We start from the raw sequence: 21,579 nt of genomic DNA on the forward strand, positions 1-21,579 counted from the left end.
GCGTACAGCGACCGCACCTGTACGCCGCGAGTCGATACGGTGCGGGCCCGCTCGGCGCCGAGGCGTTGCACCGAGGGGTCGCGGTCCGGTCTCTGCTTCACCCAAGGCCTGTCCGATACGCCCGTTCACGAGGCTCTTCGAGGGCAGGAATTCGGGCCCCGGCCCCCCCGTACATGCGGTTCGGGTCGAAGTGGGTGGCGAGGGGCTCCAGTGCCTGAACCGTGCCATCCGGTCGATGGCGCGGGACATTACTGTGCGCCCCCCGGCGAGCAATCGCTGGGCGACTGTGCGCGGGTCGAGAGCGATATGCCCGCCCCCCTCGTACGGATTGCGGTCGATCAGGCCCAGTGCCGCGAGGCGTGTCAATCTCGTTTCGTCGGCTGGTTCTCCTGCGGCGACGGCTATGTACGCCTCGATATCCAGGTCAGAGAGCGGAAGCTCTGCCTCTTCTCCTGCAGCACCAATTTGCACCCCTTTCTGGAACTCCCAGCGCATCCAAGGGCACCCCCGTCACTCACGTGCGGGCGTACAACAACCCACAAGCGGAAGGGGAGGCGGGGCGAGGCCCGCCTCCCCTTCCGTGGAGCAACCGCTCGGGTCGTGCGACGTGATGAGCCTCGGGCCTACGCCGAGGCGTCGGGCAGCACGTCGGGGAGCCGCCAGAGCTTGCCCTCCCGAGTGGTGGCGTAGATCAGGGCGTTGTCCCGGTCGAGGGCGATGCCGCAGACCGAGCCGATGCCGTCGGCGGCCACGCGCTGGCGGCCCTTGGCCTCGCCGTCGGCGATGACGACCTCGCGCAGCTTGCCGCCGCCCGGGTTGGAGACGTACGCGATGGCCGTGCCGTCCGGGGCCACGCGGACACTGCTCCCGAGGCTGGAGGCCACGGAGCGCGGGGTGGCGTCCTTCGCCGCCAGGTCGATCTCGTAAAGCCCGCCCAGCTCGTACTGGCCGACGTACGCCTTGCCCGCGTGCAGCGCCACTCCGGCGGCCCTCGGCACGGCCCAGGTGCGCTGCTGCTCCGCCGGCTGGCTGTGCAGGCCGTACTCGATCAGCTTGCCGTTCTCGACGTCGCTGACGTAGGCCTTGTTGTTCGGCAGGTCCAGCGCGACGCCGTACGCGTACATGCCTTCGGCGACCTTGGCGGGTGGGGCGGAGGGGTCGGCGAGGTTCACCGTGATCAGGCGCTTGCCGCTGTAGTCGGTGACGTAGGCCTTATTGCCCGGCAGGTCGAGTGCCACGTCGTTGACCTGGCCCAGACCGCCCGCGACCAACTCCGGTGTGCCGCCCGCGAGATCCACCTTGTACAGCTTGCCGCCGTTGTACCGCTCGGTGACGTACGCCTTCTGGTTCGGGAGGTCCAGGGCGAGGCCGTCGGCCGTCCCCATGCCGGTGGCCAGCTCGACGGGAGGCTTCTTGGGGATCTCCCGCACTTCGCCCTTCTTGTGGAGAGGGTGGCGCTCCATGTCGAATTCGAGCTTTTCCAGCTCGAAGATCTCGTGCACCCCGGCGAGCGTGGAGACGACCTCGGCCTCCCCCTTCTGGGAGAACGGCTTTCCTTCGTCGGTCAGGTCGAAGGAATCCGACCCGCCCGTCTCACCGAGTTTCCAGGCGATCACCTTGGAGTATTGCGGTTCGGCGGCCTGCGGACCTTTCGGCCGGGTCTCCCTCACCTCCACCGGCTCGGGGTAGTAGAGGGCGACCCATCCGCCGAAGGAGATGGGGAATTCGTAATCAAACCTCCGCACCTGGCGCCGCTGCGTGGCCAAGACGTCGACCCGGCTGCTGATTTTGCCACCCAGTGTGGACGAGGTCTTGAACCCGGTGGTCACCGAACCACTGACAGAGGCGGTGATCCCGAGCATCAATTGTGCGGACAGTTCGCCGGTCCCGGTGGCGGTACTCGTGCCCGTCGTCGTGCTCGTCGACTGGGACTGGGACTCCGTGTCGACGCCCTGATTGTCCTTGCTGTTCTTCAGGGTGGTCTTCTGGGATTGGTTCAGAGCCATGCTCTTCTGTAGCTGTTGCTGTAGAGAAGCGGTGGTCTTCGCCCCGAAGGTGAGCTGTACCTGCCCCTGAAGAGACCAGCTGATCGTGTTCGAGACCGAGAATTCGACCGTGTGCGACCAGTTGGTCTCGACGGGGTCGGTCCGGTTGACGAACGTCTGCTTGGAGATCACGTCGGGAGGGGGTTGCGTGATGTCGCCCCGCTCATCGATGAGGGGAACACCCACCGTCATATAGGCCTGCCAGCCGCGCTGGTGCGCGGTGGCCTCCGTGGCGGGGAAAGCACCGAATCGCCCCTTGTTCAGGGAGAACCCGGTGGGGAAGATCTCCCGGTCAGTCCCGTCCGGCGCCTTGCGCTCGGCCTTCCTCTTCAGCTTGGCCTTGTCCCGCTCCAGGATGGCGGGGGCCTTCTCGGCGATTTCCAGTTCCTTTAGATTCCGCCCGGTCAACGGATGGCGAATGGACCGCTCACCGAGGTAGGTGGTGCTTACGTTGTTCTTGGCGGGGCCGCCCATATTCCTCAGCCTTCCCTCGGGATGTCGCTGGCCGAGGCGCGGTTGTCTTTCCTCGACTGGTCCAGCTGTTTGTCGCTGATCTGCGGGCGGTCCTTTTCGCTGATCTTCGGCTGGTCCTCTTCCTTGATCACCACCCCCGCCTTCTTAAATGCCTCGTCCTTGGTCGCAGAGGCCATGGTGGTCGTCGATTCGGCGCTTTCGCTGGCCGCCTGCTGCTTGGTGGCCGCCGTCTGGGTGTTCTTGAAGAGCGGGGCGATGAAATTGCCCATGATGTCGAGCGCTTCGGGCGAGGTCTCGCGCACGAGCTTCGGGTCGCGCCGGACCTCGGGAATACCGTCGTAGAGCTCCGGGTCGACCCCTTCCCTTTCGGGCCAGGCGCCAGGAATGTTCTCCCGGGCCTTTCGGGCGGCTTCCTCGGCGGATTTGGCTTCGCTTCCGCCGCTGACAAAGATGTTCTTGAAGGTCATGGGCGGCTGCCTACCCTTCCCCTGAGAGGTCCATACGACTGATCTGCCACGGGCCACGGAGAGGGGTCAATTCAGGACATCGAACTGTTGCTTGAATGGGGCATGAATGCGCGCAGTCTTTTCCGCGCATGGGCCCCGCGGAATTGTCGTATCAGGCCCTCTTCGCGGCGCGTCGGCGAGCGTGCCGATGTGGTGATCACACGGCGTTCAGGACTCGTCCGAACCGTCGGTGGTGAGCTTGCTGCCCTCAAGGGCCTTGAAGGAACCCATGGACAGCTCGCTCGGTGCGATCTTCTCGCCGACCACGTGATACGTGAGGATCTTGGTGAGCTGGTCCTTGTCGGCGAAGACCTTGTCCAGGTCAGCCTTCGGGATCTTCTTGAAGGAGTCATTGGACGGGGCGAAGACGGTGACGTTCTTGGCGTTGTTGAGCGTGTCGACCAGACCTGCCTTCTTGACAGCGGTCACCAGCGTGGAGAGTTCCGGAGTGTTGGACGCAGCCGTGGCCACCGGGTACTGGGCCATGCCGTCGAGGCTGCCTGCCCCTTCTTCGGGCACCGACGAACAGGTGCTTCCGAAGGTCTCGTGGTCGTCCGCGTGGGCGGCCGGCGCGAGGAGCCCAAGGGACACGGGCAGTGCTATCGCCGCGGCTGAGACCGCGACAGTGCGGATCATGCTCCGAGTGGTCATGGTCAGTTCCTCCTCTGGATGAGGCGGATTCTCGAAAGAACTGCTGACGACGGCAGGTTCTATGATCAGCCCATGATTGATACCCCGGAGCATTGGACCGTGCGCCATTTCTCGCAGGCCAATCCCGCTGGCTCGGGCTGCGATAGCGTTCCGGCCCTCTTGCGACGGCTGGCCGACTCCATCGACGCGTTGGGTCCTGTTGAGATTCAAGACGTGGTGATCTCGTCTGAGGCGACCGAGCACGGCCCTTGGTGGTCGGGGACCGTCTACTACCACCTGCCGGGAGACGAATGAGGGCCGCTCCTGGCACTCACGAGCGGGGCCAGATCAGGTCCGGTCACCGGGTGCTGACCAAAGATACGGCGATGGCTGGGATGTTCCCGAGTACTCCGGATGCTGCTGCGATGATCGTCCAGACGTCTTCCATGTTGCCCCCCGGCTTGGCGTTTTGGAGGGCTTACCAGCACGCGAGTTAGAGGATTCCTCTCGCTAAGCGGCTGCCCCTCCAGCCGGTGGTGAGCCGTTGGCTGACGCCAGCTAGCCCCTTCCCCCCGTCACCACTGCCCGTTCTGGCCGGGGGGCGTCGCGCTGTCTAACTGTCGGTTCCCGGCTGCTCTCCATCATCCCGGTTGTCGGCCTGGGCTTGGTCGTCGATGGTGATGCGGACGGGTGTTCCGTCGCCGTTGTTGCGGGGCCTGTCGATGATTTCTTGCACTGCCCTGGTGATCTTGCTTTGGATGTGGTCGGCGATGGCGCGGGTGACGGGGCTGTGGGTGTCGCGGGTGGTGTGGGCGAGGCTGGTGATGGCGGCGACGAGGCTCGGTCCGGAGAGGCGGACTTCTACGAATCCGTTGTCGTCTTTGACGGCGCCGGGGATGTGGAAGTGCTCTGCGTTTCCGGCGACTTGGACGAGGAATGCCCAGGTGTCTCGGTGGGCTTCGAGGGTGGCGTGGGCTACGCCGGCTGCGGCTGTCAGGATGGCGTCGCTCGGCTGGTGGCTGTCGTAGTCGCTGGGCTCGGTGAAGTGGACTACGCGTTCGTCGTCGGCCCGGTGCACGGGCTCCGGCAACGGCGGCGGTGGTGGCGGTGCAGCCGCGGCAGCGGCTGGCGGCGCTTGTTCCGTGCGCGCCTTCAGCTGGCTGTCGAGGCCGCTGACGCCTCCGCGGATGGCGACGAGTTCAGTGCTAATGCGGGTGAGCGGGTCGCCGATCGTGTCGCGGGCGCGGTCCAGCCCGTCGCGGATGACGGCCCGGTTCTCGGTGAGGCCGGTATTGAGGGCGGCGGTGGTGTCCTGCCGGATCTGATCAATGGCGAGTTGCTGGTCGCTGACCTGCTGTTTGAGTGCGGCGAGGTCGGTGCCGATGCGTCCAAGCTGGTCCATCATCCGCCGTAGCAGTTCCGCATTGTCCTTACCGAAGATCGCCATAGGCCCCCCTAGTCGTCGACTGACGTGGCCAGAGTGCGGCTTGATCGAGATGTCGACAAGCGCGCGAACCGGTCACCGGAGGCATGTTCCCGGCGCACGCGCCAGCCTCCGCTTCTGCTCGTCGCCCTCGGTGGGGGCGTCGCGCTGTCTGAGGTTGTGCTAGCCGTCCTGACTGCGCCTGTTTCGCCTTTCGATGCCAGTCAGTAGCAGTCGATGTCGTTGAGTGCAGTGGACGGGTGCTCGTTTTCGGCGGCTGGTTCTGCAGGGTCGGTAGGTTCAAAGTGCGGCTCGACGACCCCTATTTCCGGCCACGTTGGCGGACCGCGAAGCTCGCATCCCACAGGATGCATCTCGTCCCGCCGGACGGGAGGCGTGAGGTCACCCGACCTGCCGGTATTCGTGAAGATGCCTGTCTCCAACGCCCTCCAGCAAAGACGTACCCCCGGACGCATATCCGAATCTGACGCTTGAGCCCAGTGGCACGTACCTACGGTCCGGTAAGTTCCAGGAATGCAGGTGCCGACGCTTCTGTCGGAGGACACGGCGCACTCTGAGCTGTACTGCCGTGTGACGTCGGATCCGGCGAGCCCCGATCCCAGCATGCGTGCGGCACACGTCCTGTATGGCAACGGCACTGGCGTGGACGCCTATCTGACGCCGGATATGGCCGACGAGCTGGCGGACGATCTGGTCGCGTTCGCCGCTGAGGCTCGCGGCACGGCGCGTGTCGCTCAGGCGGCGAACGAGGCCGACGCCAGTTAGTCCCCGCCTTCTGCGCCCCCACCGGATTCGTGCCGGTGGGGGCGTTTGTCGCCTTGTCAGGTCCAGGTGACGAGGCGCTGGAGGGTGTTGCCGGGCATGCTGGATGCTGCACGGTGTTGCCCTGGGTGACCGTGGTTGCGTTCGCAGTAGAGCGTTTCGCTGCCCGGGGCTTTCTGGGAGGCCTCGCAGAAGCCGTCGTCTTCGGACGGCGTCTCGTCTCGGGCGCTGTAGATGTGGGCGCCGTCATGGTTTGCGGGAGCCATGCAGTAGGTGCTGGCGGGGCCGTTGGGCTGGGGCTCATAGGGCTGGAGTTCGGCGCCGCAAATCAGGTTGGGTGTGTCACTCACTGGCTCCCCCTTTGATGGCTGTTGAGGGGGATGAGGGTACTGGGCCTGGAGCGGCCCGTGTACGAAACCGAGGAGGTCTAGCTTCCGCCGTCGGCCTGCCCGTTGCCTTCATTGTCCTGGAGCGTGCCGACTTCCCCGCAGCCTACGCATGCCTGGCAGTCGACGGTGGTCTCGTTCCCGTCGGCGTCCTGCACGGTGATCGTCCCGCCGGTGCAGTTGCCGCAGGCGGGCACGTCGTCCTCCAGAAGCCGCTTGGTGAGGTTGAGCAGGCGGGCGTAACGGTGGTCTTTCTCCAGCGCCGGAATGTGTTCACGATCAACCCAGGCCATGGCGGTTCTCCTTGCCTTGCGAACAGGGTCTCGCGAGCTTGTGGCTGATCACAACGCCCCCTCTCTGGGAGGGGGCGTTGTCTTGAGCTACTTCTGGGCCGCTCGGGATGTCACGCCGGCGAGTGCTGCCGCTGCTGCGATCCAGTCGGGGGTCACCCCGGCGCATGCGAGCACGATCACCGTGATCGTTACGGTGATGACGATTACGTGCAACTCGTTCGCGCCGTGTGCCCGGCCGTCATCGGGGGCATTCACACATTGAGGTACGGTCACGTGCTTCTCCTTCTGGGTTCGCCTGGGTTGGTGTGGCCCTCTGGTGCAGGCTGGTTGGGAAGCCTGTGTCCTGCACCGGAGGGCTTCGGCGTGTGCCGTGTGGTGTCCCTTCCCCTTGCGGCAGCCGGATAGCGCGGTAGGGCTACGGTGCGCGGTGCATGAGGGGGCGCATGGAGCCACGGTGCCCGGCATCTGGACGGTTTCGTGCGCGTCTGTTGCTTGATCGGACAGCGCGAAACCCCCGCCCGGATCGCCTCGGGCGGGGGTTTCGCGCTGGTCAGGGTTTCCGTCGCCGTTGGATGTCGTAAATCCGCACTGTCTGCTGGTCCTGGTTGACGGAGATCAGTGCGGTGACGAGGGGCCGGATGAGCTGGCGGTGGATGCCGTCGTCGATGCCCCAGGATTCTGTGGCCGTAAGCGGGTCTAGGCAGACATCTGCGAGGCCGAGGGTGAGCTGTTCGCTGGCATTGTCGGGAAGAGAGTCCCAGACGGCCATGAGGGTCTCGTCGCAGAGGAGCCGGTACACGGCTCTCAGCCTGTCAGGTCAGGCTGCGCCGCGGGACCGGATTCGGGCAGCTTCTGTGAGGACGCGGTCGGTGACGTCGATCCACCGGCCGGTGGGTTCTTCGCCGCGGGCTTCGGCCGCGGCGACCTCCCGGCCGCGTTCGACGGCGGCGAGGGTGTCCTTGGCGACGCGTTCCCAGCTGGCGAAGACGTGGAGAAGTTCGTGCGCTGGCGCCTTGTTGATCTCCGTGATGAAGCGCTGGGCCAGGGCCGGGTTGCCGAGGGCGTCGCGAATCCGTTCGATTGTCCACGGCTGGTCGCTCATCGTCGTCTCCCTGCGCGCCGTCATGGCCTAGGCCACCACGGTAGCTAACAACTGACCGTGACGGGGCGCAAGGGACGTACTTTCCCGTCGGTGACAGACCGTGACCGCAGGCGCTTCCCTGCCGTCGCCTGGTCATGGATGACGAGCCGCTCCTCCCGCTGCTTACATTGTCGGAGGCGCAGGAGGTGGTGGCGGTGCTGGCCGCGGTGGTGGCCGGCCAGCACGCGGATCGGGAGGCGGCGGGGACACTTTTGTCGAACCTCGCCGCGCGGGTGTCGTCACAGCTGAAGGGTTCGTAACCTAGGCGCCGGCCTCGCGAGCGCCATGGATGAACGTGGTGGCTGCCTTCCAATACGCCTCGACGCTGGGGCTGAAGTCCTCAGTAGGCTGTCTCCGCTCCGAGATGGCGAGAAGAGTCTTGTAGACATGGGTGGATGCGGCATGCACAGCATCAGCCGCGGCCTGCGAGGATCTTCCGCCGTCAAGGGTTACGACGTTGATCTGCCGGTGGAATTCTCCGTAGCCGATGCGCAGCGCCTCCAGGTGCGCGCTTATGGCCGACGCCCGCCCGGCGGGATCCTGAATGGCGAGGAGCGGCGGCACCTGCCGGTAGAGGTCACCCATGGCGTTGATCTGCTCTATGAACGCCAGGTGCGCGGCCCGCATCCGGTCTTGCTTGATGGCGCTACGTTGAGCTGCTGCTGAAGCTTCTGCTTGCACGCGAGCGGCCTCGGCGTTGCCTCTGCTTGTCACCCAGCTCGCGATGATGGCGGTACCAGCCGTGAGTGCAGCAACCCATAGACCAGAGTTCCCCATGCCCTGAGAGTTTGGCGGTGCGTCGTGTCGGCTACCAGTGTGGCTGTCATGCGGCACGCTCCTGGCTGGCGGATGGGATGAGTCCGCGGCGGCGTGGCACGGTGACGGCTGCGGTGCGGCGTTGACCGCGGGGCAGGTGGATGACGCCGAGGCGGAGGTAGCCCTCGGAAAGCCGGGCGGAGATCTGTTCGCGAGTGCTGTCGACCCGCCGGGCGACGACGGTGAGGCTGGCTCCGTCGGCTGCGGCGGTGAAGACTTCGGCCTGTCGGGCCGTGAGGAGGCGTCGTGGCGGACTTGGCGGCCTTCCGCGGTGCCGCTTGAGGATTCGTCTGGACAGCGAGGAAGACGGCGTGCGGGGTTGTGAGCGCCCCCCGGACGCTGGCGGGCGCGCAGGGACGTGTCGTTGACGGCTTGGCTGGTGAGGCGGAGCCGTTCGGCGAGCGGCGGCGGCCTGAGCCTGCTGGAACAGCCGCTCCCAGGTGCCGTCGGCTGACCAGAGCCGATGGCGCTCATACGCCGTCTTCCACGGGCCGAACCGCTCCGGCAGGTCTCGTCAGGGCACCCCGGTCCGCACCCGGTGCGGTATCCCGTTGATCACCTGGCGGTGGTCCCGCCACCGTCCGCACCGGCCGTTGCTCACCGGCAGCAGCGGCTCAATCAAGCTGCACCCACTGCCCGTCGGGAAGGTCTGCCCGCCCCGCCATGCCCCGGTCAACGCTCCCGAGCGGCTGCCGGTGAGGCGCTAGGAAATGCTAGATAGCGCTCCCTGTGCGGCCCGGTTTCACCCCGCCGATTCCCCCGCGTGCGGACTCAGCACACCCATGCTGACCAGCACTACCAGCACGATGCCGAGCACGATCCGGTAGTACACGAACGGCATGAAGCTCTTCGTGGTGATGAACTTCATGAACCAGGCGATCACCGCGTAGCCGACCACGAAGGCGATGATCGTGGCGAAGATCGTCGGGCCCCAGGAGACGTGACCCTCCCCCGCGTCCTTCAGTTCGAAGGCGCCGGAGGCGAGGACGGCGGGGATGGCGAGGAGGAAGGAGTAGCGGGCCGCCGCCTCGCGGGTGTAGCCCATGAGGAGGCCGCCACTGATGGTGGCGCCCGAGCGCGAGACACCGGGAATCAGGGCCATCGCCTGGCAGACGCCGAAGATGAGGCCGTCCTTGACGCCGAGTTCCTTGAGGCTCTTGCGCTCGCGTACGGCACGGTGCTTGCCGCCCGTCTCGTCGCGGGCCGCCAGGCGGTCGGCGATGCCGAGGACGATGCCCATCACGATCAGCGTGGTGGCGATCAGGCGCAGATCGCGGAACGGGCCCTCGATCTGGTCCTTGAACGTCACGCCGAGGACACCGATCGGGATCGAGCCGACGATGACCAGCCAGCCCATCTGCGCGTCGTGGTCCGAGCGTGGCACCGTGCCGAAGAGCGAGCCGAACCACGCCGACACGATGCGCGCGATGTCCTTGCGGAAGTAGATCAGCACGGCGGTCTCGGTGCCGATCTGCGTGATCGCCGTGAACGCGGCGCCTGGGTCGTGCCAGCCGGCGAACGCCGCGGTCAGCCGCAGATGCGCGCTGGAGGAGATCGGGAGGAACTCGGTCAGTCCCTGGACGAGCCCGAGGATGAAGGATTCAAGCCAAGACATGAAAACTGCGCCGTCCAAGTACTGATCATCAGGCCGCGGATGCGGTCGAAGCGGTCATAGCGGGGCGTAGCTGAAAGTGTGAGGGGTGATCACGTCCCTCGTTGGGGGGCAGCGTAGCGGTCCTGGGTTACGGGACGGTGGGAGGGCCGACCGGGGCCTGTGTGTTCGGGCCGACCGCCGGGCCAACCGTCGGGTCGGCCGTCGGGTCGGCCGTCGGGCCCGCCGTCGGACCCGCCGTCGTCCACCCCGGAGCCTGCGGATGCGCGGTGAGGTCCTCGTGGCGGACCGGCTCGCCGCAGGCCGAGCACGTCACCACCGGGACCAGTTCGTGGCCGCAGGAGTGTTCGAGGACCATCGGGCGATCGCGGTCCCCGCGCAGGTGACGGTCACCCCAGGCCATCAGGGTCATCAGGACGGGCTCCAGTTCGAGGCCGGCGGCCGTCGGCCGGTACAGGAAGCGCTGCGGGCGTTCGCTGTACGTCACCTTCTCCAGGACGCCCGCTTCGACGAGGCGGCGCAGGCGTGTCGCGAGGACGTCGCGGGGCGCGCCGATGTTGCGTACGAGCTGGTCGAAGCGTTCGTTGCCGAGGCACACCTCGCGGAGCACCAGCAGGGAGTACTTCTCGCCGACGAGGGCGAGGGCGTCGGCGATGGAGCAGGGGCGCGGATCCTTCATGCGGGCAGTCTAGGGGGCGGGAAGGAGAGGGTTTGTTTTTCCAACTGACCGGACTATGGTGAGTTTGAATTTCCTACTCACTGGTATCCGCCGGTGGTTCACCGGCAGTCGAAAGAGGCCCGGACATGCGTGACGCCGTCATCGTCGAAGCCGTACGCACCCCCGTCGGCAAGGGCAAGCCCCAGGGCGCCCTCGCCGCCGTCCACCCCGTCGAGCTCCTCGCCCACACCCTGCGCACCCTCGTGGAGCGCACCGGAATCGACCCGGCCCTCGTCGACGACGTGATCGGCGGCACCGTCGACCAGGTCGCCGAGCAGGCCATGAACACGACCCGCTACGCCGTCCTGTCGGCCGGCTTCCCCGAGTCGGTGCCCGCGACCACCGTCGACCGGCAGTGCGGCTCCTCCCAGCAGGCCGTGCACTTCGCGGCGCAGGGCGTCATGTCGGGCGCGTACGACATGGCCGTCGCCTGCGGTGTGGAGTCGATGAGCCGCGTGCCCATGTGGTCGAACGTGCCCGAGGGGGCCGACCCGTTCGGGCCCGGCGTCGCCGAGCGCTACCCGGAAGGCCTCGTCCCGCAGGGCATCAGCGCCGAACTCATCGCCGCGAAGTGGTCCATCGGTCGCGAGCGGATGGACGAGTTCGCGACGACCTCGCACCAGCGGGCCGCGCGCGCCTGGGACAGCGGGCTGTTCGACGCCGAGACCGCGCCGATCGCGGGCCTCACGCGCGACGAGTCCGTACGCCCCAGCACCACCCCCGAGGTCCTCGCCGGCCTCAAGCCCGCCTACTACGACCCGCACTTCGGCGAGCGCTTCCCGCAGATCGACTGGTCCGTCACGGCGGGCAACGCCAGCCCCGTCAACGACGGGGCGTCCGCCGTCCTCATCACCACCAGCGAGAACGCCGCACGGCTCGGCCTGCGCCCGCTCGCCAGGCTGCACAGCTTCGCCGTCACCGGCTCCGACCCGTTCCTCATGCTCACCGGCATCCTGCCCGCCACCGAGAAGGTGCTGCGCAAGGCCTCGCTGACCCTCGACGACATCGACCTCTTCGAGGTCAACGAGGCCTTCGCGAGCGTCGTCCTCGCCTGGCTGCAGGAGACCGGCGCCGACCCCGAGAAGGTCAACGTGCACGGCGGCGCCATCGCCCTCGGCCACCCGCTCGGGGCCAGCGGCACCCGGCTGATGACCACGCTCGTCCACGCGATGCGCGCACGCGGCGCGCGGTACGCCCTGCAGACGATGTGCGAGGCGGGCGGACTCGCCAACGCGACCGTCCTGGAAGCACTGTAAGGAGCCCCGCCCGGCTCGCTCCGGATCTCCGGGGCTCTCAGCGGTCGCGGAACCGGGACTTTCAGCGGTCGCAGGACCGGGGCTCTCAGCGGTCGCGGGGCCGGGGCTCTCAGCGGTCGCGGAAGTGGTGGCGCTTGAACCACGCCACCGCCGCGCCGCCCAGACCCGTCATCGCGATGAACCCCATCGCGATCAGGAAGACGGGCGACGTCGGCGTCGAGGCGCGGGCGCCCGCGATGACGTAGGCCGCCGTGTTGGGGATCGACCCCAGGCCCGTGGCGATCAGGAACGGCAGCCAGCCCATGCGGGACACCGCCGCGCAGTAGTTGGCCGCGGCGAACGGCACGCCGGGGAACAGCCGCACGGCCAGCATCGACCGGAACCCGTGCCGGCTGAGCTGGCCGTCGACCGCCTGCAGCCAGCGGCCGCGCAGCAGCGGCCGCAGCGCGTCCTGGCCCAGCATCCGGCCGAGCCCGAAGGCGATCCCGGCGCCGAAGACCGTGCCGGCGATCGCCGCGCCGAGCCCCGCCTGTGAGCCGAAGAGCGCGCCCGCCGCCAGATTGAGCAGCGGCCGCGGCACGAACGCGGCGGTGCACGCCCCGTACGCCACGGCGAACAGGGCCACCGCCGTGGCGCCGCCCAATTGCGCGGGCCACCCATCGGAGAGGAGCCGCTGCGGCTCGAAGACGAGCACGCACGTGGCCGCCGCGGCCAGCAGCGCCACCAGCAGGGACAGCCGCGACCACGGCGAGAGCAGCACTCTGGCACAGCGCACGGCGAGGCCCTGCGGGCGGGCGGTGACGGTCTCGGACATCCCGGAAGAGTAACCGGCACATGTGTCTGATCGCCGTATGGTGCGTCTCATGAGCGTCACAGTTCCGGGAACGGCTCCGCGAAGCGAGCTGGCCGACACGGTCCTCGAACGGCTCGTCACGACCTACCGGGCAGCGGCCGATCCGGAGCGGGCCGCGCAGATGAGGGCGTACATGAAGGACATCGCCCCCTTCCTCGGCCTTGCCTCACCGGTGCGCCGCGACCTGTCCCGCGCCGTCCTCGCCGGCACCCCGCGCCCCGACGAGACCGACTGCACGGCGATCGCGCTGCGCTGCTGGGAGCTGCCCGAGCGCGAGTACGCCTACTTCGCCGTCGACTACCTCCGCCGCCACGTGCGGCGCTGCTCCTCCGACTTCCTGCCCGTCGCCCGGCACCTCGTCACGACGCGCTCCTGGTGGGACACGGTCGACCTGCTCGCCGCGCACGTCGTCGGCGGGCTCGTCGCGGCCGACCCGGAGCTGCGGACCGCCATGGACGAGTGGATCGAGGACGAGAACCTGTGGGTGGCCCGCACCGCCCTTCTCCACCAGCTCCGGTACAAGTCGGCCACCGACCCGGAGCGCCTCTTCGCCTACTGCGTACGCCAGTCCGGGCATCCCGACTTCTTCCTCCGCAAGGCCATCGGCTGGTGCCTCCGGGAGTACGCCAAGACCGACCCGGAGGCCGTACGTGCCTTCGTCGAGCGGGAACGGTGGAGGCTGGCGCCGCTGTCGGTGCGGGAGGCCCTGAAAAACCTCTGACTGCCGCAACTCGTCTCCCCGGGCGTGCCGTTCACGTCCCCGCGAAAACCATTCGACGTGCGCGTCTCCTTCGGTGAGGATCAGTCACATGTTCCGGTACGCCTTCCTCGCAGCCACGCCCGCAGTCGCGGGCGCTGCGAAGGCTGCCGTCCTCACACACGCCGTCTTCGAGGCATTCGCCGCCTTCGACGCACCCGCCGCCTTCGACGGCGCCCGAAGCTGACCCTCCCCGGACATTCCGGCGGACCCCACAGGGGGAGGGTCGGTCCGGCCCCCGGGGGTCCCCGTCCCGACCGCGCGCACGCCGCGGTACCGGGACAACAGCTTCGAGTTCCCGAGAAGGAACCACCATGTCCAAGACCGCCTACGTCCGCACGAAGCCGCACCTGAACATCGGCACCATGGGCCACGTCGACCACGGCAAGACCACACTGACCGCCGCCATCACCAAGGTCCTCAGCGAGCGCGGCACCGGCACGTTCGTCCCCTTCGACCGCATCGACCGCGCGCCCGAGGAGGCGCAGCGCGGCATCACCATCAACATCGCGCACGTCGAGTACGAGACCGACACCAGGCACTACGCGCACGTGGACATGCCGGGCCACGCGGACTACATCAAGAACATGGTCACCGGCGCGGCGCAGCTGGACGGGGCGATACTCGTCGTGTCGGCGCTCGACGGGATCATGCCGCAGACCGCCGAGCACGTGCTGCTCGCCCGGCAGGTCGGCGTCGACCACATCGTCGTCGCCCTCAACAAGGCCGACGCCGGGGACGAGGAACTCACCGACCTTGTGGAGCTCGAGGTCCGCGACCTGCTCTCCGCGCACGGATACGGAGGGGACTCGGTCCCCGTCGTACGGGTCTCGGGGCTCCGGGCGCTGGAGGGCGACCCGCGGTGGACGTCCTCGATCGAGGCGCTGCTCGACGCCGTGGACACGTATGTGCCGATGCCCGAGCGCTATCTCGACGCGCCGTTCCTGCTGTCCGTCGAGAATGTGCTGACCATCACCGGGCGCGGCACCGTCGTCACCGGCGCCGTGGAGCGCGGCACCGTCCGCCTCGGGGACCGCGTGGAGGTGCTCGGCGCGGACACGGAGACGGTCGTCACCGGCCTGGAGACCTTCGGCAAGCCGATGGAGGAGGCGCAGGCCGGTGACAACGTGGCGCTGCTCCTGCGCGGTCTGCCTCGTGACGCCGTACGACGCGGCCATGTGGTCGCGGCGCCCGGCAGCGTCACGCCCCGGCGCCGTTTCACCGCGCAGGTGTACGTCCTGTCGGCGCGCGAGGGCGGGCGTACGACGCCGATCGCCACGGGGTACCGGCCGCAGTTCTACATCCGCACCGCGGACGTGGTCGGCGACGTCGACCTCGGCGAGGCCGCCGTGGCCCGCCCCGGCGACACGGTCACGATGACGGTCGAGCTGGGCCGCGACGTACCGCTGGAGACCGGCCTCGGCTTCGCGATCCGCGAGGGCGGCCGCACGGTCGGCGCGGGGACGGTCACCGGAGTCGCGTGAGCGGAGCCGCCCTGTGGTGCGGCTCAGAGTTACTCAGAGCCGCACAGGGCGGCTCAGTGCGGCTCATCGGCTGAATCAGCGTGCCCGGGCGTGTCCATCAGTGGGATGCGGCGTTGATCTCGCGGGTGCCACACAGAGTGCTGCTCCGGCCGCGCGACACGGCCAGGCGCCCACAAGCTGAACGAATCATCAAGGAGAACCACCATGAAGAAGACGATGAGTGTGGTGCTGGGCACCGGCGCCCTCGTGATGGGCGCCGCCGGTATGGCGACCGCCGACGCCGGCGCCCAGGGCGCTGCGACCAGCTCCCCCGGCGTCATCTCCGGCAACGCCATCCAGATCCCCGTGCACATCCCGGTCAACGCGTGCGGAAACACCGTCGACATCATCGGGCTGCTCAACCCGACCTTCGGCAACAAGTGCGTCAACGACTGACCCGACGCACCTGACCGCGGTGCCCCTGGCGGCACCGCGGCTCCGCCCGAGCGCGCCACCGACCTTCCCTATCGGTGACGCGCTCGCTCGCGTCGAGCGGCGCCGGGAGTTCGTTGCTGAGGGGCTGCTACTTCACGTCTCCCGTAAAAATCGCCGTCTCCGTCTCCATGTCCGGCGACACCTCGATCTGGATCGTGTCCTCCGTCTTCGGCAGCTCGCAGGCCCACGTCACCGTGATGGACCGGCCCGCAAGAAGCCGCGTGTCGGGCCCACCGTTCAGGCCCCGCTCCGAATCGAAGACCGATTCACTGGACTCGCCGACCTCGCCGTAAGAGCAGCTGGTGGTGAACCCCGACGTATCGATCGTCGACTTCCCCTCGTTCTTCACCGTCACGGCGAACTTCACGTACGGCGTGTTCTCCGGTGAGCCGTACTCGCTGGACGTGCCCCGGGCGAACTTCGACAGGCTGACCTCGACATCGTTGACGTAGGTCACGGTGTCGCCGAGGCCGGACACTTCCGGTTCGGTGCTCTCCGGCTCGGGCTCCGGCTCCTCGGGCGGCTCCTCCTCACCCGCGACCACGTCGTCGTTCTTCGCGGTGTCCGCGGCACTGGTGCTCACCGGCTTCTTGTCGTCGTCGCGGCTGTTGACGACGACGATGCCGGTGGCGACAACGGCCACGATGACGGCTGCTGCCGAGCCGATGATGACGGCGTTGGTGTTGCGCCTCTTGGCCGGTGGGCTCGGCGGGAACGCGGGCGGCTGTGGCGGTGGCGGCGGTGTGGTGTTGCTCATGGGTCCCCCCTGCGGTTGTGCTGTGTCTGCGCATCATCCGGCTTCGTGAGGGAGCCGTGCAGGTGAAGTGTCTGGTTCGTGACATCCGGACGCAAAGAGCTGCGCGACGACCAGGCGCGGGTCACGTCGCGAGGCGGTCGGGCTCACCGCTCCAGACCGCCTGGCGGGCCGGATCAAGTGCGGCGGCGATCACGTGGTGCAGGTGTGTGGTAGCTGACAGTTCCGAATGTCGTAGCCATCCCTTAGGCTGACGCCATGCCCTTAACCCCTCCACCCTATGGTTCCGCGCGCTCTTCCGCCGAGTTGAACGAGCGGATCCGTGGCCTGTGGCTGCGCGCCGGAGGTCGACTCTCCGCCGAACAGCGCCGGGAGTACGAGCAGTTGGTGACGGAGTGGGCCGCCGCGGTCCGGGAGGAGATGGTGAAGGCCGCGTAGGTGCAGCCGTCCGCCCCGCGCGGTCGCGGCGGCGGGCAGGTGTTCGCCCGGACCGGCGCTCCGCCCACATCGATCAGTACGCCCCCTTGGCTCGGCCCCTCCTGTGCCCAACACTGAGCCGATGACGCAGCGCGTGGAACTCGCCGCCGTGATCGACCGGTTGGCCGTCGATGCCCTCATCACCGAGTACGCGGTGACCGTTGACGACGGTGACTGGGACGCCTATCGACAGCTGTTCGCCCCGGGCGGGCGCGCCGACTACCGCTCCGCGGGCGGCATCGAGGGAGGGGCCGACGAGATCGCCACCTGGCTGGCGGAGACGATGCGGATGTTCCCCATGCGCCAGCATCTGATCACCAACCGCAAGCTGGAGTTCGGCACCCTGGACCAGGACGTCGGCGACACCGCCCACGTACAGGCCGACTATGTGAATCCCATGCGGTTCGCCGAGCGCGCCGACTCGGCACCGCGCCGGGAGCCGTCGACCGCCCCGGACTTCGTCTGCGGCGGCCGTTACGGCTTCGCCCTCCTGCGTACGCCCAGTGGGTGGCGGTTGCGCCAGGTGGTCGTCACGGAGAAGTGGCGCCAGGTGGGGGGCTCGCGGGAGCAGTCGGAGCGGCGGGCCGCGGCCTCCGACATGTGACCTGCGCTCAAGATCCGTCCCGGCTTCCTTTCCACCCCCTGGCCCACTGTCCTAGATCGTCTTTGACGCGCACACTGATGGGTACGTGAGTACGACCGGCGTCGGGGGCGGGCGAGGGAGGCACTGCATGGATCAGTTCGGCGACGGCCGGTGGGAGCGGCACAGGCCGCGCGTCGTGCGGATGCTCGCGTCGCGCTGGTGGCGCGGCGGCCTCGCCGTCACGGCCGGGGCACTGCCCGCACTGGCGTTCCCCGCACCGTCGCTGTGGTGGTTCGCGTACGTCGCGCTCGTGCCCTGGATGCTGCTGGCCAGGTCGGCCCCGACCGCCCGCCGGGCCGCGCTCGACGGCTGGCTCGGCGGCCTCGGCTTCATGGTCGCCGTGCACCACTGGCTGCTGCCGAGCCTGCACGTCTTCACGGTGGTCATCGCCGCGCTGCTCGGCCTGCTGTGGGCGCCCTGGGGCTGGCTGGTGCGCCGGTTCCTCGGTGGAGTACCGACGTCCGGACGTGCCGCGGCCGCCCTCGTCGTGCTGCCCTCCGGCTGGCTGATGGTCGAACTGGTCCGGTCCTGGGAGGGCTTGGGCGGACCGTGGGGCCTGCTCGGCTCCAGTCAGTGGCAGGTGACGCCGGCGCTGCGGCTCGCCTCGGTGGGCGGGGTGTGGCTGATCAGCGCGTTCGTCGTGGCTCTCAACACGGGGGTCGCGCTCTTGGTCGTCGCCGCGGCGGCCCGTAGGTCGGCTTCCGGTGCATCGGCTCCCGGAGCACCGGCTTCGTATGCGTCGGCTTCGTACGCACCGGCCCCCGGTTCGTCCTCGTCGGTGTCCCCCGGCGTCCCCGTCGTCCCCGCCCTCGCCGGCCTCCTCGCCGTCGTCACCGCCACCTGCGCCGCCTGGGCCTGGGCGCCACGGCCCGAGTCCGCCGGGCACGTCCGCATCGCGGTCGTGCAGCCGGGGATCATAGAAGACGGCATCGCCAGCGCCGACAAGCGGCTGGCCCGCGAGGAGGCGCTGACCCGGACGCTGGTGGGCCGGGACCCGGACCTCGTCGTCTGGGGCGAGAGCAGCGTCGGCTACGACCTGGCCGACCGGCCGGACGTTGCCCGTCGGATCACCGCGCTCTCCCGCGAGGTCGGCGCGGACATCCTGGTGAACGTCGACGCGCGCCGCTCCGACCGCCCCGGCATATTCAAGAGTTCCGTCCTGGTGGGCCCGGACGGGCCGACCGGCGACCGCTACGACAAGATGCGGCTCGTGCCCTTCGGCGAGTACATCCCGGCGCGGTCCCTGCTCGGCTGGGCCACGTCCGTCGGCAAGGCAGCGGGCGAGGACCGCAGGCGCGGGGACCGGCAGGTGGTGATGAACACGGGAGGCGACACCGGCTCCGGCACAGGCACAGGCACCGACACCGACACCGGCTCCGGCGGACAACACCTGCGCTTCGGGCCCCTCGTCTGCTTCGAGTCCGCGTTCCCCGACATGAGCCGTCGCCTCACCCGTGACGGCGCGCAACTGCTGCTCGCCCAGTCCGCCACGTCGTCGTTCCAGTCCAGTTGGGCGCCCGGCCAGCACGCGTCGCTCGCGGCGCTGCGGGCCGCCGAGACCGGCCGCCCGATGGTGCACGCCACGCTCACCGGCGTCTCCGCGGTCCATGCCCCGGACGGTTCGCGCGTCGGCAGCCCGCTCGGCACGTCGGCGAGCGCCGCGGCGGTGTACGACGTACCGCTGGGCAAGGGCGAGACGGCCTACGTCAAGTGGGGCGACTGGCCCGTGCACGCCGCGCTCCTCGTGCTCGCGGCGCTGGCCGCGGCAGAGGGACTGCGCGCTGTCAGGCGCCCTGCTCCAGAGCGGCACGGACCACGCGCTCGCACAGTTCATGAGTCGCCAGTGCGTCCCGGGCGCTGAGCACCTTGCCCGCGCGCACGGCGTCGAGGAAGGCGAGCACCACCTGTTCGATGCCGCGCTGGCGGGCCACCGGCACCCAGTCGCCGCGCCGCCGCACACTGGGCTGCCCCTTGTGGTCCACGATCTCGGCGAGGTTGATCACCTGCCGCTTGGCGTCCTGCCCGGACACCTCGAGGATCTCCTCCGAGGAGCCGCTGAGCCGGTTCATCATGCCGATCGCGACGAACCCGTCGCCGGCCAGCTGCACCACCACGTGGTGCATGAGCCCGTCCTCGACGCGGGAGCGCACCGTGACGTCGTCGACCGGTCCCGGCGCCAGGAAGCGCAGGGTGTCCACGACGTGGATGAAGTCGTCGAGCACGAGCGTGCGCGGGTCCTCGGGCAGGCCCACGCGGTTCTTCTGCAGCAGGATGATCTCGCGCGGGTGCTCGACGCACTGCGCGTAACCCGGCGCGTAACGGCGGTTGAAGCCGACGGCGAGGCTCACCCCGCGCTCCTCGGCGAGGCGCACGAGGCGTTCGGAGTCGGCGAGTTCGTACGCGATGGGCTTGTCGACGTAGGTCGGCACGCCCGCCTCGACGAGGCGGGTGACGATCTCCGGGTGCACGGCGGTCGGCGCGTGCACGAAGGCGGCGTCGAGATCCTGGCCGAGCAGGGCGTCCAAGTCGGTGTGGCGGCGGGATTCCGGGATGTGGTGGACGTCGGCGACCCGGGCGAGGGTCGCTGGCGTACGCGTCTGCAGGTGCAGTTCGATTCCGGGCTGGGTGGTGAGGACCGGCAGGTACGCCTTTTGGGCGATGTCGCCGAGTCCGATGCAACCGATCTTCACCACTGTCTCCCTACCGACCACTGTCACTACCGCTGATCTGGTCCACCGCTGACCGGGTCCAACGCTGTGCTGGTCTACCGCTGTGCTGGCTCGCGAACCGTCGCCTCCGTGCTCCGCCCGGGGGCCGCGGTCGCCGTTCCCGCAGCATACGGGGCCTGCGGCGGACACCAGTCGGCGATCGAGGAGAAGCCGCGCAGAATGAAGTTCGGGCCGAGCCGCGTCGCCGCCGAGATGAGGGTGTCGCGCACGGCGATGAGTGGAGCGCTGCGGAGGTGCGTGACGCGGGAGGCCCGTGCGGCACGCCGGACGATGTCCGTGGTGCGGGGGACCCGGGCGGCGCTGTAGCCGGCGAGGCCCGCTGCGAGGTCGCCGCCCGGCGCCATGTGGTGGGCGAGGACGACGGCGTCCTCGATGGCCTGGTTGCCGCCCTGGCCGAGGCTCGGTGTCATCGCGTGCGCGGCGTCGCCGACGAGGGCGACGCGGCCGCGGTGGTACGCGGCGAGCGGCGTCGTCAGCTGTCGTACGTCGTTGCGCAGGATGTCCTCGTTCGCGGCGGCGGCGATCAGGCCGGGGATCGGGTCGTGCCAGTCGGCGAAACGGCGCTCCAGCTCGGCCTTCTCGCTGTCGGGCGCCCTGCCGCCCTCGGGCAGCCGTGCGGTGGCGTACGCGTACACCCGGCCGTCCCGCAGCGGGTGCGTGCCCCACACCCCGCCGCGGCCCCAGGTCTCGTGCGGCGTGAAGGGCTCGTCGGGTGCGGGTATGACGAACCGCCAGGCAGTGAATCCCGCGTACACGGGCCGGGGGTGGGCGGGGAAGAGGGCCGTGCGCACGGCGGAGTCGATGCCGTCGGCCCCGACGACGAGGTCCGCCTCGATGTCCCCGTCGCCGGTGGTGACGACGGCGCGGCGGTCGGCGGCGCCGGGGTCCGCGACGCGGGCCCGCGTGCCGGTACGCAGTGCTTCGGCGGGCAGCGCGGACACCAGGAGGCCGATGAGGGTGGCGCGGTGCAGCATGACCAGGCTGCCGCCGTACGCCGCCTCGGCCTCGGCCGCGCTCGTGCGCACCAGCCAGCGGCCGCTCCGGGCGCGCATGCCACCGTCGCCCTGCCAGGCGGCGAGGGCGCGGACCCGGTCGCCGAGGCCCAGGACGTCCAGGGCGCGCTGGCCGTTGGGGGCGAGGCCGATGCCGGAGCCGACGGGTTCCAGGGACGGGGCGCGTTCGAGGACGGTGACGCTCCACCCGCTTGCGTGCAGGCCGATGGCCGCGCCGAGTCCGCCGATGCCGCCACCGATGACGACCGCGCGGGGCTGCTGCTTCATGGCCCCTCCAACTACATCTGTAGTGCACGATGAAATGACCGTACT

The 21,579-nt window shown here is 69.0% G+C and carries 25 protein-coding genes and 3 pseudogenes; 11 read left to right on the plus strand and 17 right to left on the minus strand.

The features are described from left to right. Positions 1–623: 623 nt before the first annotated feature. The 3 genes and pseudogenes from ACH4D5_RS36865 to ACH4D5_RS36875 form a co-directional block, all read right to left on the minus strand. A complete protein-coding gene (locus ACH4D5_RS36865; RefSeq protein ID WP_398311934.1) occupies positions 624–2,519 on the minus strand; it encodes a hypothetical protein in 1,896 nt (631 codons plus the stop codon). 5 nt (positions 2,520–2,524) lie between these two features. Next, on the minus strand, positions 2,525–2,986 hold the full coding sequence (locus ACH4D5_RS36870) for a hypothetical protein (protein WP_398311937.1): 462 nt from the start codon (positions 2,984–2,986) through the stop codon (positions 2,525–2,527). Positions 2,987–3,205: 219 nt separating this feature from the next. Continuing rightward, a pseudogene (locus ACH4D5_RS36875) lies at positions 3,206–3,676 on the minus strand (fasciclin domain-containing protein); the annotation flags it as partial. Between the two features lie 72 nt (positions 3,677–3,748). On the opposite strand from ACH4D5_RS36875, the gene ACH4D5_RS36880 reads away from it, so the two are divergent. Then, positions 3,749–3,970: a hypothetical protein gene (locus tag ACH4D5_RS36880; RefSeq protein WP_398311940.1), complete on the plus strand. Its 222-nt coding sequence runs from the start codon at positions 3,749–3,751 to the stop codon at positions 3,968–3,970. A gap of 298 nt (positions 3,971–4,268) precedes the next feature. On the opposite strand, the gene ACH4D5_RS36885 is transcribed toward ACH4D5_RS36880, so the two are convergent. Then, positions 4,269–5,102, minus strand: coding sequence for a hypothetical protein (locus ACH4D5_RS36885; protein ID WP_398311943.1), 834 nt, complete (start codon positions 5,100–5,102; stop codon positions 4,269–4,271). A gap of 510 nt (positions 5,103–5,612) precedes the next feature. On the opposite strand from ACH4D5_RS36885, the gene ACH4D5_RS36890 reads away from it, so the two are divergent. Next, the gene (locus tag ACH4D5_RS36890) at positions 5,613–5,864 is read left to right on the plus strand and encodes a DUF6907 domain-containing protein (RefSeq protein ID WP_398311946.1); all 252 of its coding nucleotides are present in this window, start codon (positions 5,613–5,615) and stop codon (positions 5,862–5,864) included. 56 nt (positions 5,865–5,920) lie between these two features. Here ACH4D5_RS36890 and ACH4D5_RS36895 read toward each other — a convergent pair whose 3' ends face one another. The 5 genes from ACH4D5_RS36895 to ACH4D5_RS36915 form a co-directional block, all read right to left on the minus strand. Continuing rightward, entirely contained in the window at positions 5,921–6,211 is a 291-nt protein-coding gene (locus ACH4D5_RS36895) for a hypothetical protein (protein ID WP_398311949.1), read from the minus strand. Positions 6,212–6,288: 77 nt separating this feature from the next. Then, a complete protein-coding gene (locus ACH4D5_RS36900; protein ID WP_398311952.1) occupies positions 6,289–6,540 on the minus strand; it encodes a hypothetical protein in 252 nt (83 codons plus the stop codon). A gap of 87 nt (positions 6,541–6,627) precedes the next feature. Continuing rightward, a complete protein-coding gene (locus tag ACH4D5_RS36905; protein WP_398311955.1) occupies positions 6,628–6,813 on the minus strand; it encodes a hypothetical protein in 186 nt (61 codons plus the stop codon). Positions 6,814–7,090: 277 nt separating this feature from the next. Then, complete coding sequence (locus tag ACH4D5_RS36910; RefSeq protein WP_398311958.1) at positions 7,091–7,339, minus strand: hypothetical protein; 249 nt, start codon at positions 7,337–7,339, stop codon at positions 7,091–7,093. Between the two features lie 18 nt (positions 7,340–7,357). Next, the gene (locus tag ACH4D5_RS36915) at positions 7,358–7,642 is read right to left on the minus strand and encodes a hypothetical protein (protein ID WP_398311961.1); all 285 of its coding nucleotides are present in this window, start codon (positions 7,640–7,642) and stop codon (positions 7,358–7,360) included. Between the two features lie 134 nt (positions 7,643–7,776). Here ACH4D5_RS36915 and ACH4D5_RS36920 point away from each other — a divergent pair, with 134 nt between their 5' ends. After that, positions 7,777–7,941, plus strand: coding sequence for a hypothetical protein (locus ACH4D5_RS36920; protein ID WP_398311964.1), 165 nt, complete (start codon positions 7,777–7,779; stop codon positions 7,939–7,941). A gap of 1 nt (position 7,942) precedes the next feature. On the opposite strand, the gene ACH4D5_RS36925 is transcribed toward ACH4D5_RS36920, so the two are convergent. The 4 genes and pseudogenes from ACH4D5_RS36925 to ACH4D5_RS36940 form a co-directional block, all read right to left on the minus strand. Then, the gene (locus ACH4D5_RS36925; protein WP_398311967.1) at positions 7,943–8,458 is read right to left on the minus strand and encodes a hypothetical protein; all 516 of its coding nucleotides are present in this window, start codon (positions 8,456–8,458) and stop codon (positions 7,943–7,945) included. A gap of 451 nt (positions 8,459–8,909) precedes the next feature. Next, positions 8,910–9,162, minus strand: a pseudogene (locus tag ACH4D5_RS36930) (transposase); the annotation flags it as partial. A 77-nt stretch (positions 9,163–9,239) separates the two neighbouring features. Then, on the minus strand, positions 9,240–10,112 hold the full coding sequence (locus ACH4D5_RS36935) for an undecaprenyl-diphosphate phosphatase (RefSeq protein WP_398311970.1): 873 nt from the start codon (positions 10,110–10,112) through the stop codon (positions 9,240–9,242). Between the two features lie 220 nt (positions 10,113–10,332). After that, positions 10,333–10,788, minus strand: a pseudogene (locus ACH4D5_RS36940) (winged helix-turn-helix transcriptional regulator); the annotation flags it as partial. Between the two features lie 125 nt (positions 10,789–10,913). Here ACH4D5_RS36940 and ACH4D5_RS36945 point away from each other — a divergent pair. Continuing rightward, the gene (locus ACH4D5_RS36945; protein ID WP_398311973.1) at positions 10,914–12,083 is read left to right on the plus strand and encodes a thiolase family protein; all 1,170 of its coding nucleotides are present in this window, start codon (positions 10,914–10,916) and stop codon (positions 12,081–12,083) included. Between the two features lie 109 nt (positions 12,084–12,192). On the opposite strand, the gene ACH4D5_RS36950 is transcribed toward ACH4D5_RS36945, so the two are convergent. Further along, complete coding sequence (locus ACH4D5_RS36950; protein ID WP_398311976.1) at positions 12,193–12,897, minus strand: TVP38/TMEM64 family protein; 705 nt, start codon at positions 12,895–12,897, stop codon at positions 12,193–12,195. 49 nt (positions 12,898–12,946) lie between these two features. Between ACH4D5_RS36950 and ACH4D5_RS36955 the strand changes: the two genes are divergently transcribed. The 4 genes from ACH4D5_RS36955 to ACH4D5_RS36970 all read left to right on the plus strand — a co-directional run bounded on the left by ACH4D5_RS36955 (position 12,947) and on the right by ACH4D5_RS36970 (position 15,612). Continuing rightward, on the plus strand, positions 12,947–13,657 hold the full coding sequence (locus ACH4D5_RS36955) for a DNA alkylation repair protein (RefSeq protein ID WP_398311979.1): 711 nt from the start codon (positions 12,947–12,949) through the stop codon (positions 13,655–13,657). 88 nt (positions 13,658–13,745) lie between these two features. Continuing rightward, positions 13,746–13,880, plus strand: a complete 135-nt coding sequence (locus tag ACH4D5_RS36960) for a hypothetical protein (RefSeq protein ID WP_398311982.1) — start codon at positions 13,746–13,748, stop codon at positions 13,878–13,880. A 127-nt stretch (positions 13,881–14,007) separates the two neighbouring features. Next, positions 14,008–15,177, plus strand: coding sequence for an elongation factor Tu (gene tuf / locus ACH4D5_RS36965; protein ID WP_398311985.1), 1,170 nt, complete (start codon positions 14,008–14,010; stop codon positions 15,175–15,177). A gap of 204 nt (positions 15,178–15,381) precedes the next feature. After that, entirely contained in the window at positions 15,382–15,612 is a 231-nt protein-coding gene (locus ACH4D5_RS36970; RefSeq protein ID WP_398311988.1) for a chaplin, read from the plus strand. Positions 15,613–15,739: 127 nt separating this feature from the next. Here ACH4D5_RS36970 and ACH4D5_RS36975 read toward each other — a convergent pair whose 3' ends face one another. Continuing rightward, a complete protein-coding gene (locus tag ACH4D5_RS36975) occupies positions 15,740–16,408 on the minus strand; it encodes a hypothetical protein (protein ID WP_398311991.1) in 669 nt (222 codons plus the stop codon). Between the two features lie 255 nt (positions 16,409–16,663). Between ACH4D5_RS36975 and ACH4D5_RS36980 the strand changes: the two genes are divergently transcribed. The 3 genes from ACH4D5_RS36980 (at position 16,664) to lnt (ending at position 19,386) form a co-directional block, all read left to right on the plus strand. After that, positions 16,664–16,843 (plus strand): hypothetical protein, encoded by a 180-nt coding sequence (locus ACH4D5_RS36980; protein ID WP_398311994.1) that lies wholly within the window; start codon positions 16,664–16,666, stop codon positions 16,841–16,843. Between the two features lie 121 nt (positions 16,844–16,964). Further along, entirely contained in the window at positions 16,965–17,486 is a 522-nt protein-coding gene (locus ACH4D5_RS36985) for a nuclear transport factor 2 family protein (protein ID WP_398311997.1), read from the plus strand. Between the two features lie 127 nt (positions 17,487–17,613). After that, positions 17,614–19,386 carry an apolipoprotein N-acyltransferase gene (lnt, locus tag ACH4D5_RS36990; protein WP_398312000.1) on the plus strand — a complete coding sequence of 591 codons (1,773 nt, stop codon included), beginning with the start codon at positions 17,614–17,616 and terminating at the stop codon, positions 19,384–19,386. On the opposite strand, the gene ACH4D5_RS36995 is transcribed toward lnt, so the two are convergent. Further along, a complete protein-coding gene (locus tag ACH4D5_RS36995; protein ID WP_398312003.1) occupies positions 19,310–20,215 on the minus strand; it encodes a Gfo/Idh/MocA family protein in 906 nt (301 codons plus the stop codon). The genes lnt and ACH4D5_RS36995 overlap by 77 nt on opposite strands. A 74-nt stretch (positions 20,216–20,289) precedes the next feature. Further along, entirely contained in the window at positions 20,290–21,534 is a 1,245-nt protein-coding gene (locus tag ACH4D5_RS37000) for an FAD-dependent monooxygenase (RefSeq protein ID WP_398312006.1), read from the minus strand. Positions 21,535–21,579: the final 45 nt, after the last annotated feature.

The sequence above is a fragment of the Streptomyces sp. NPDC018029 genome, from assembly GCF_044327655.1.
In the GTDB taxonomy this organism is placed as follows: Bacteria; Actinomycetota; Actinomycetes; order Streptomycetales; family Streptomycetaceae; genus Streptomyces.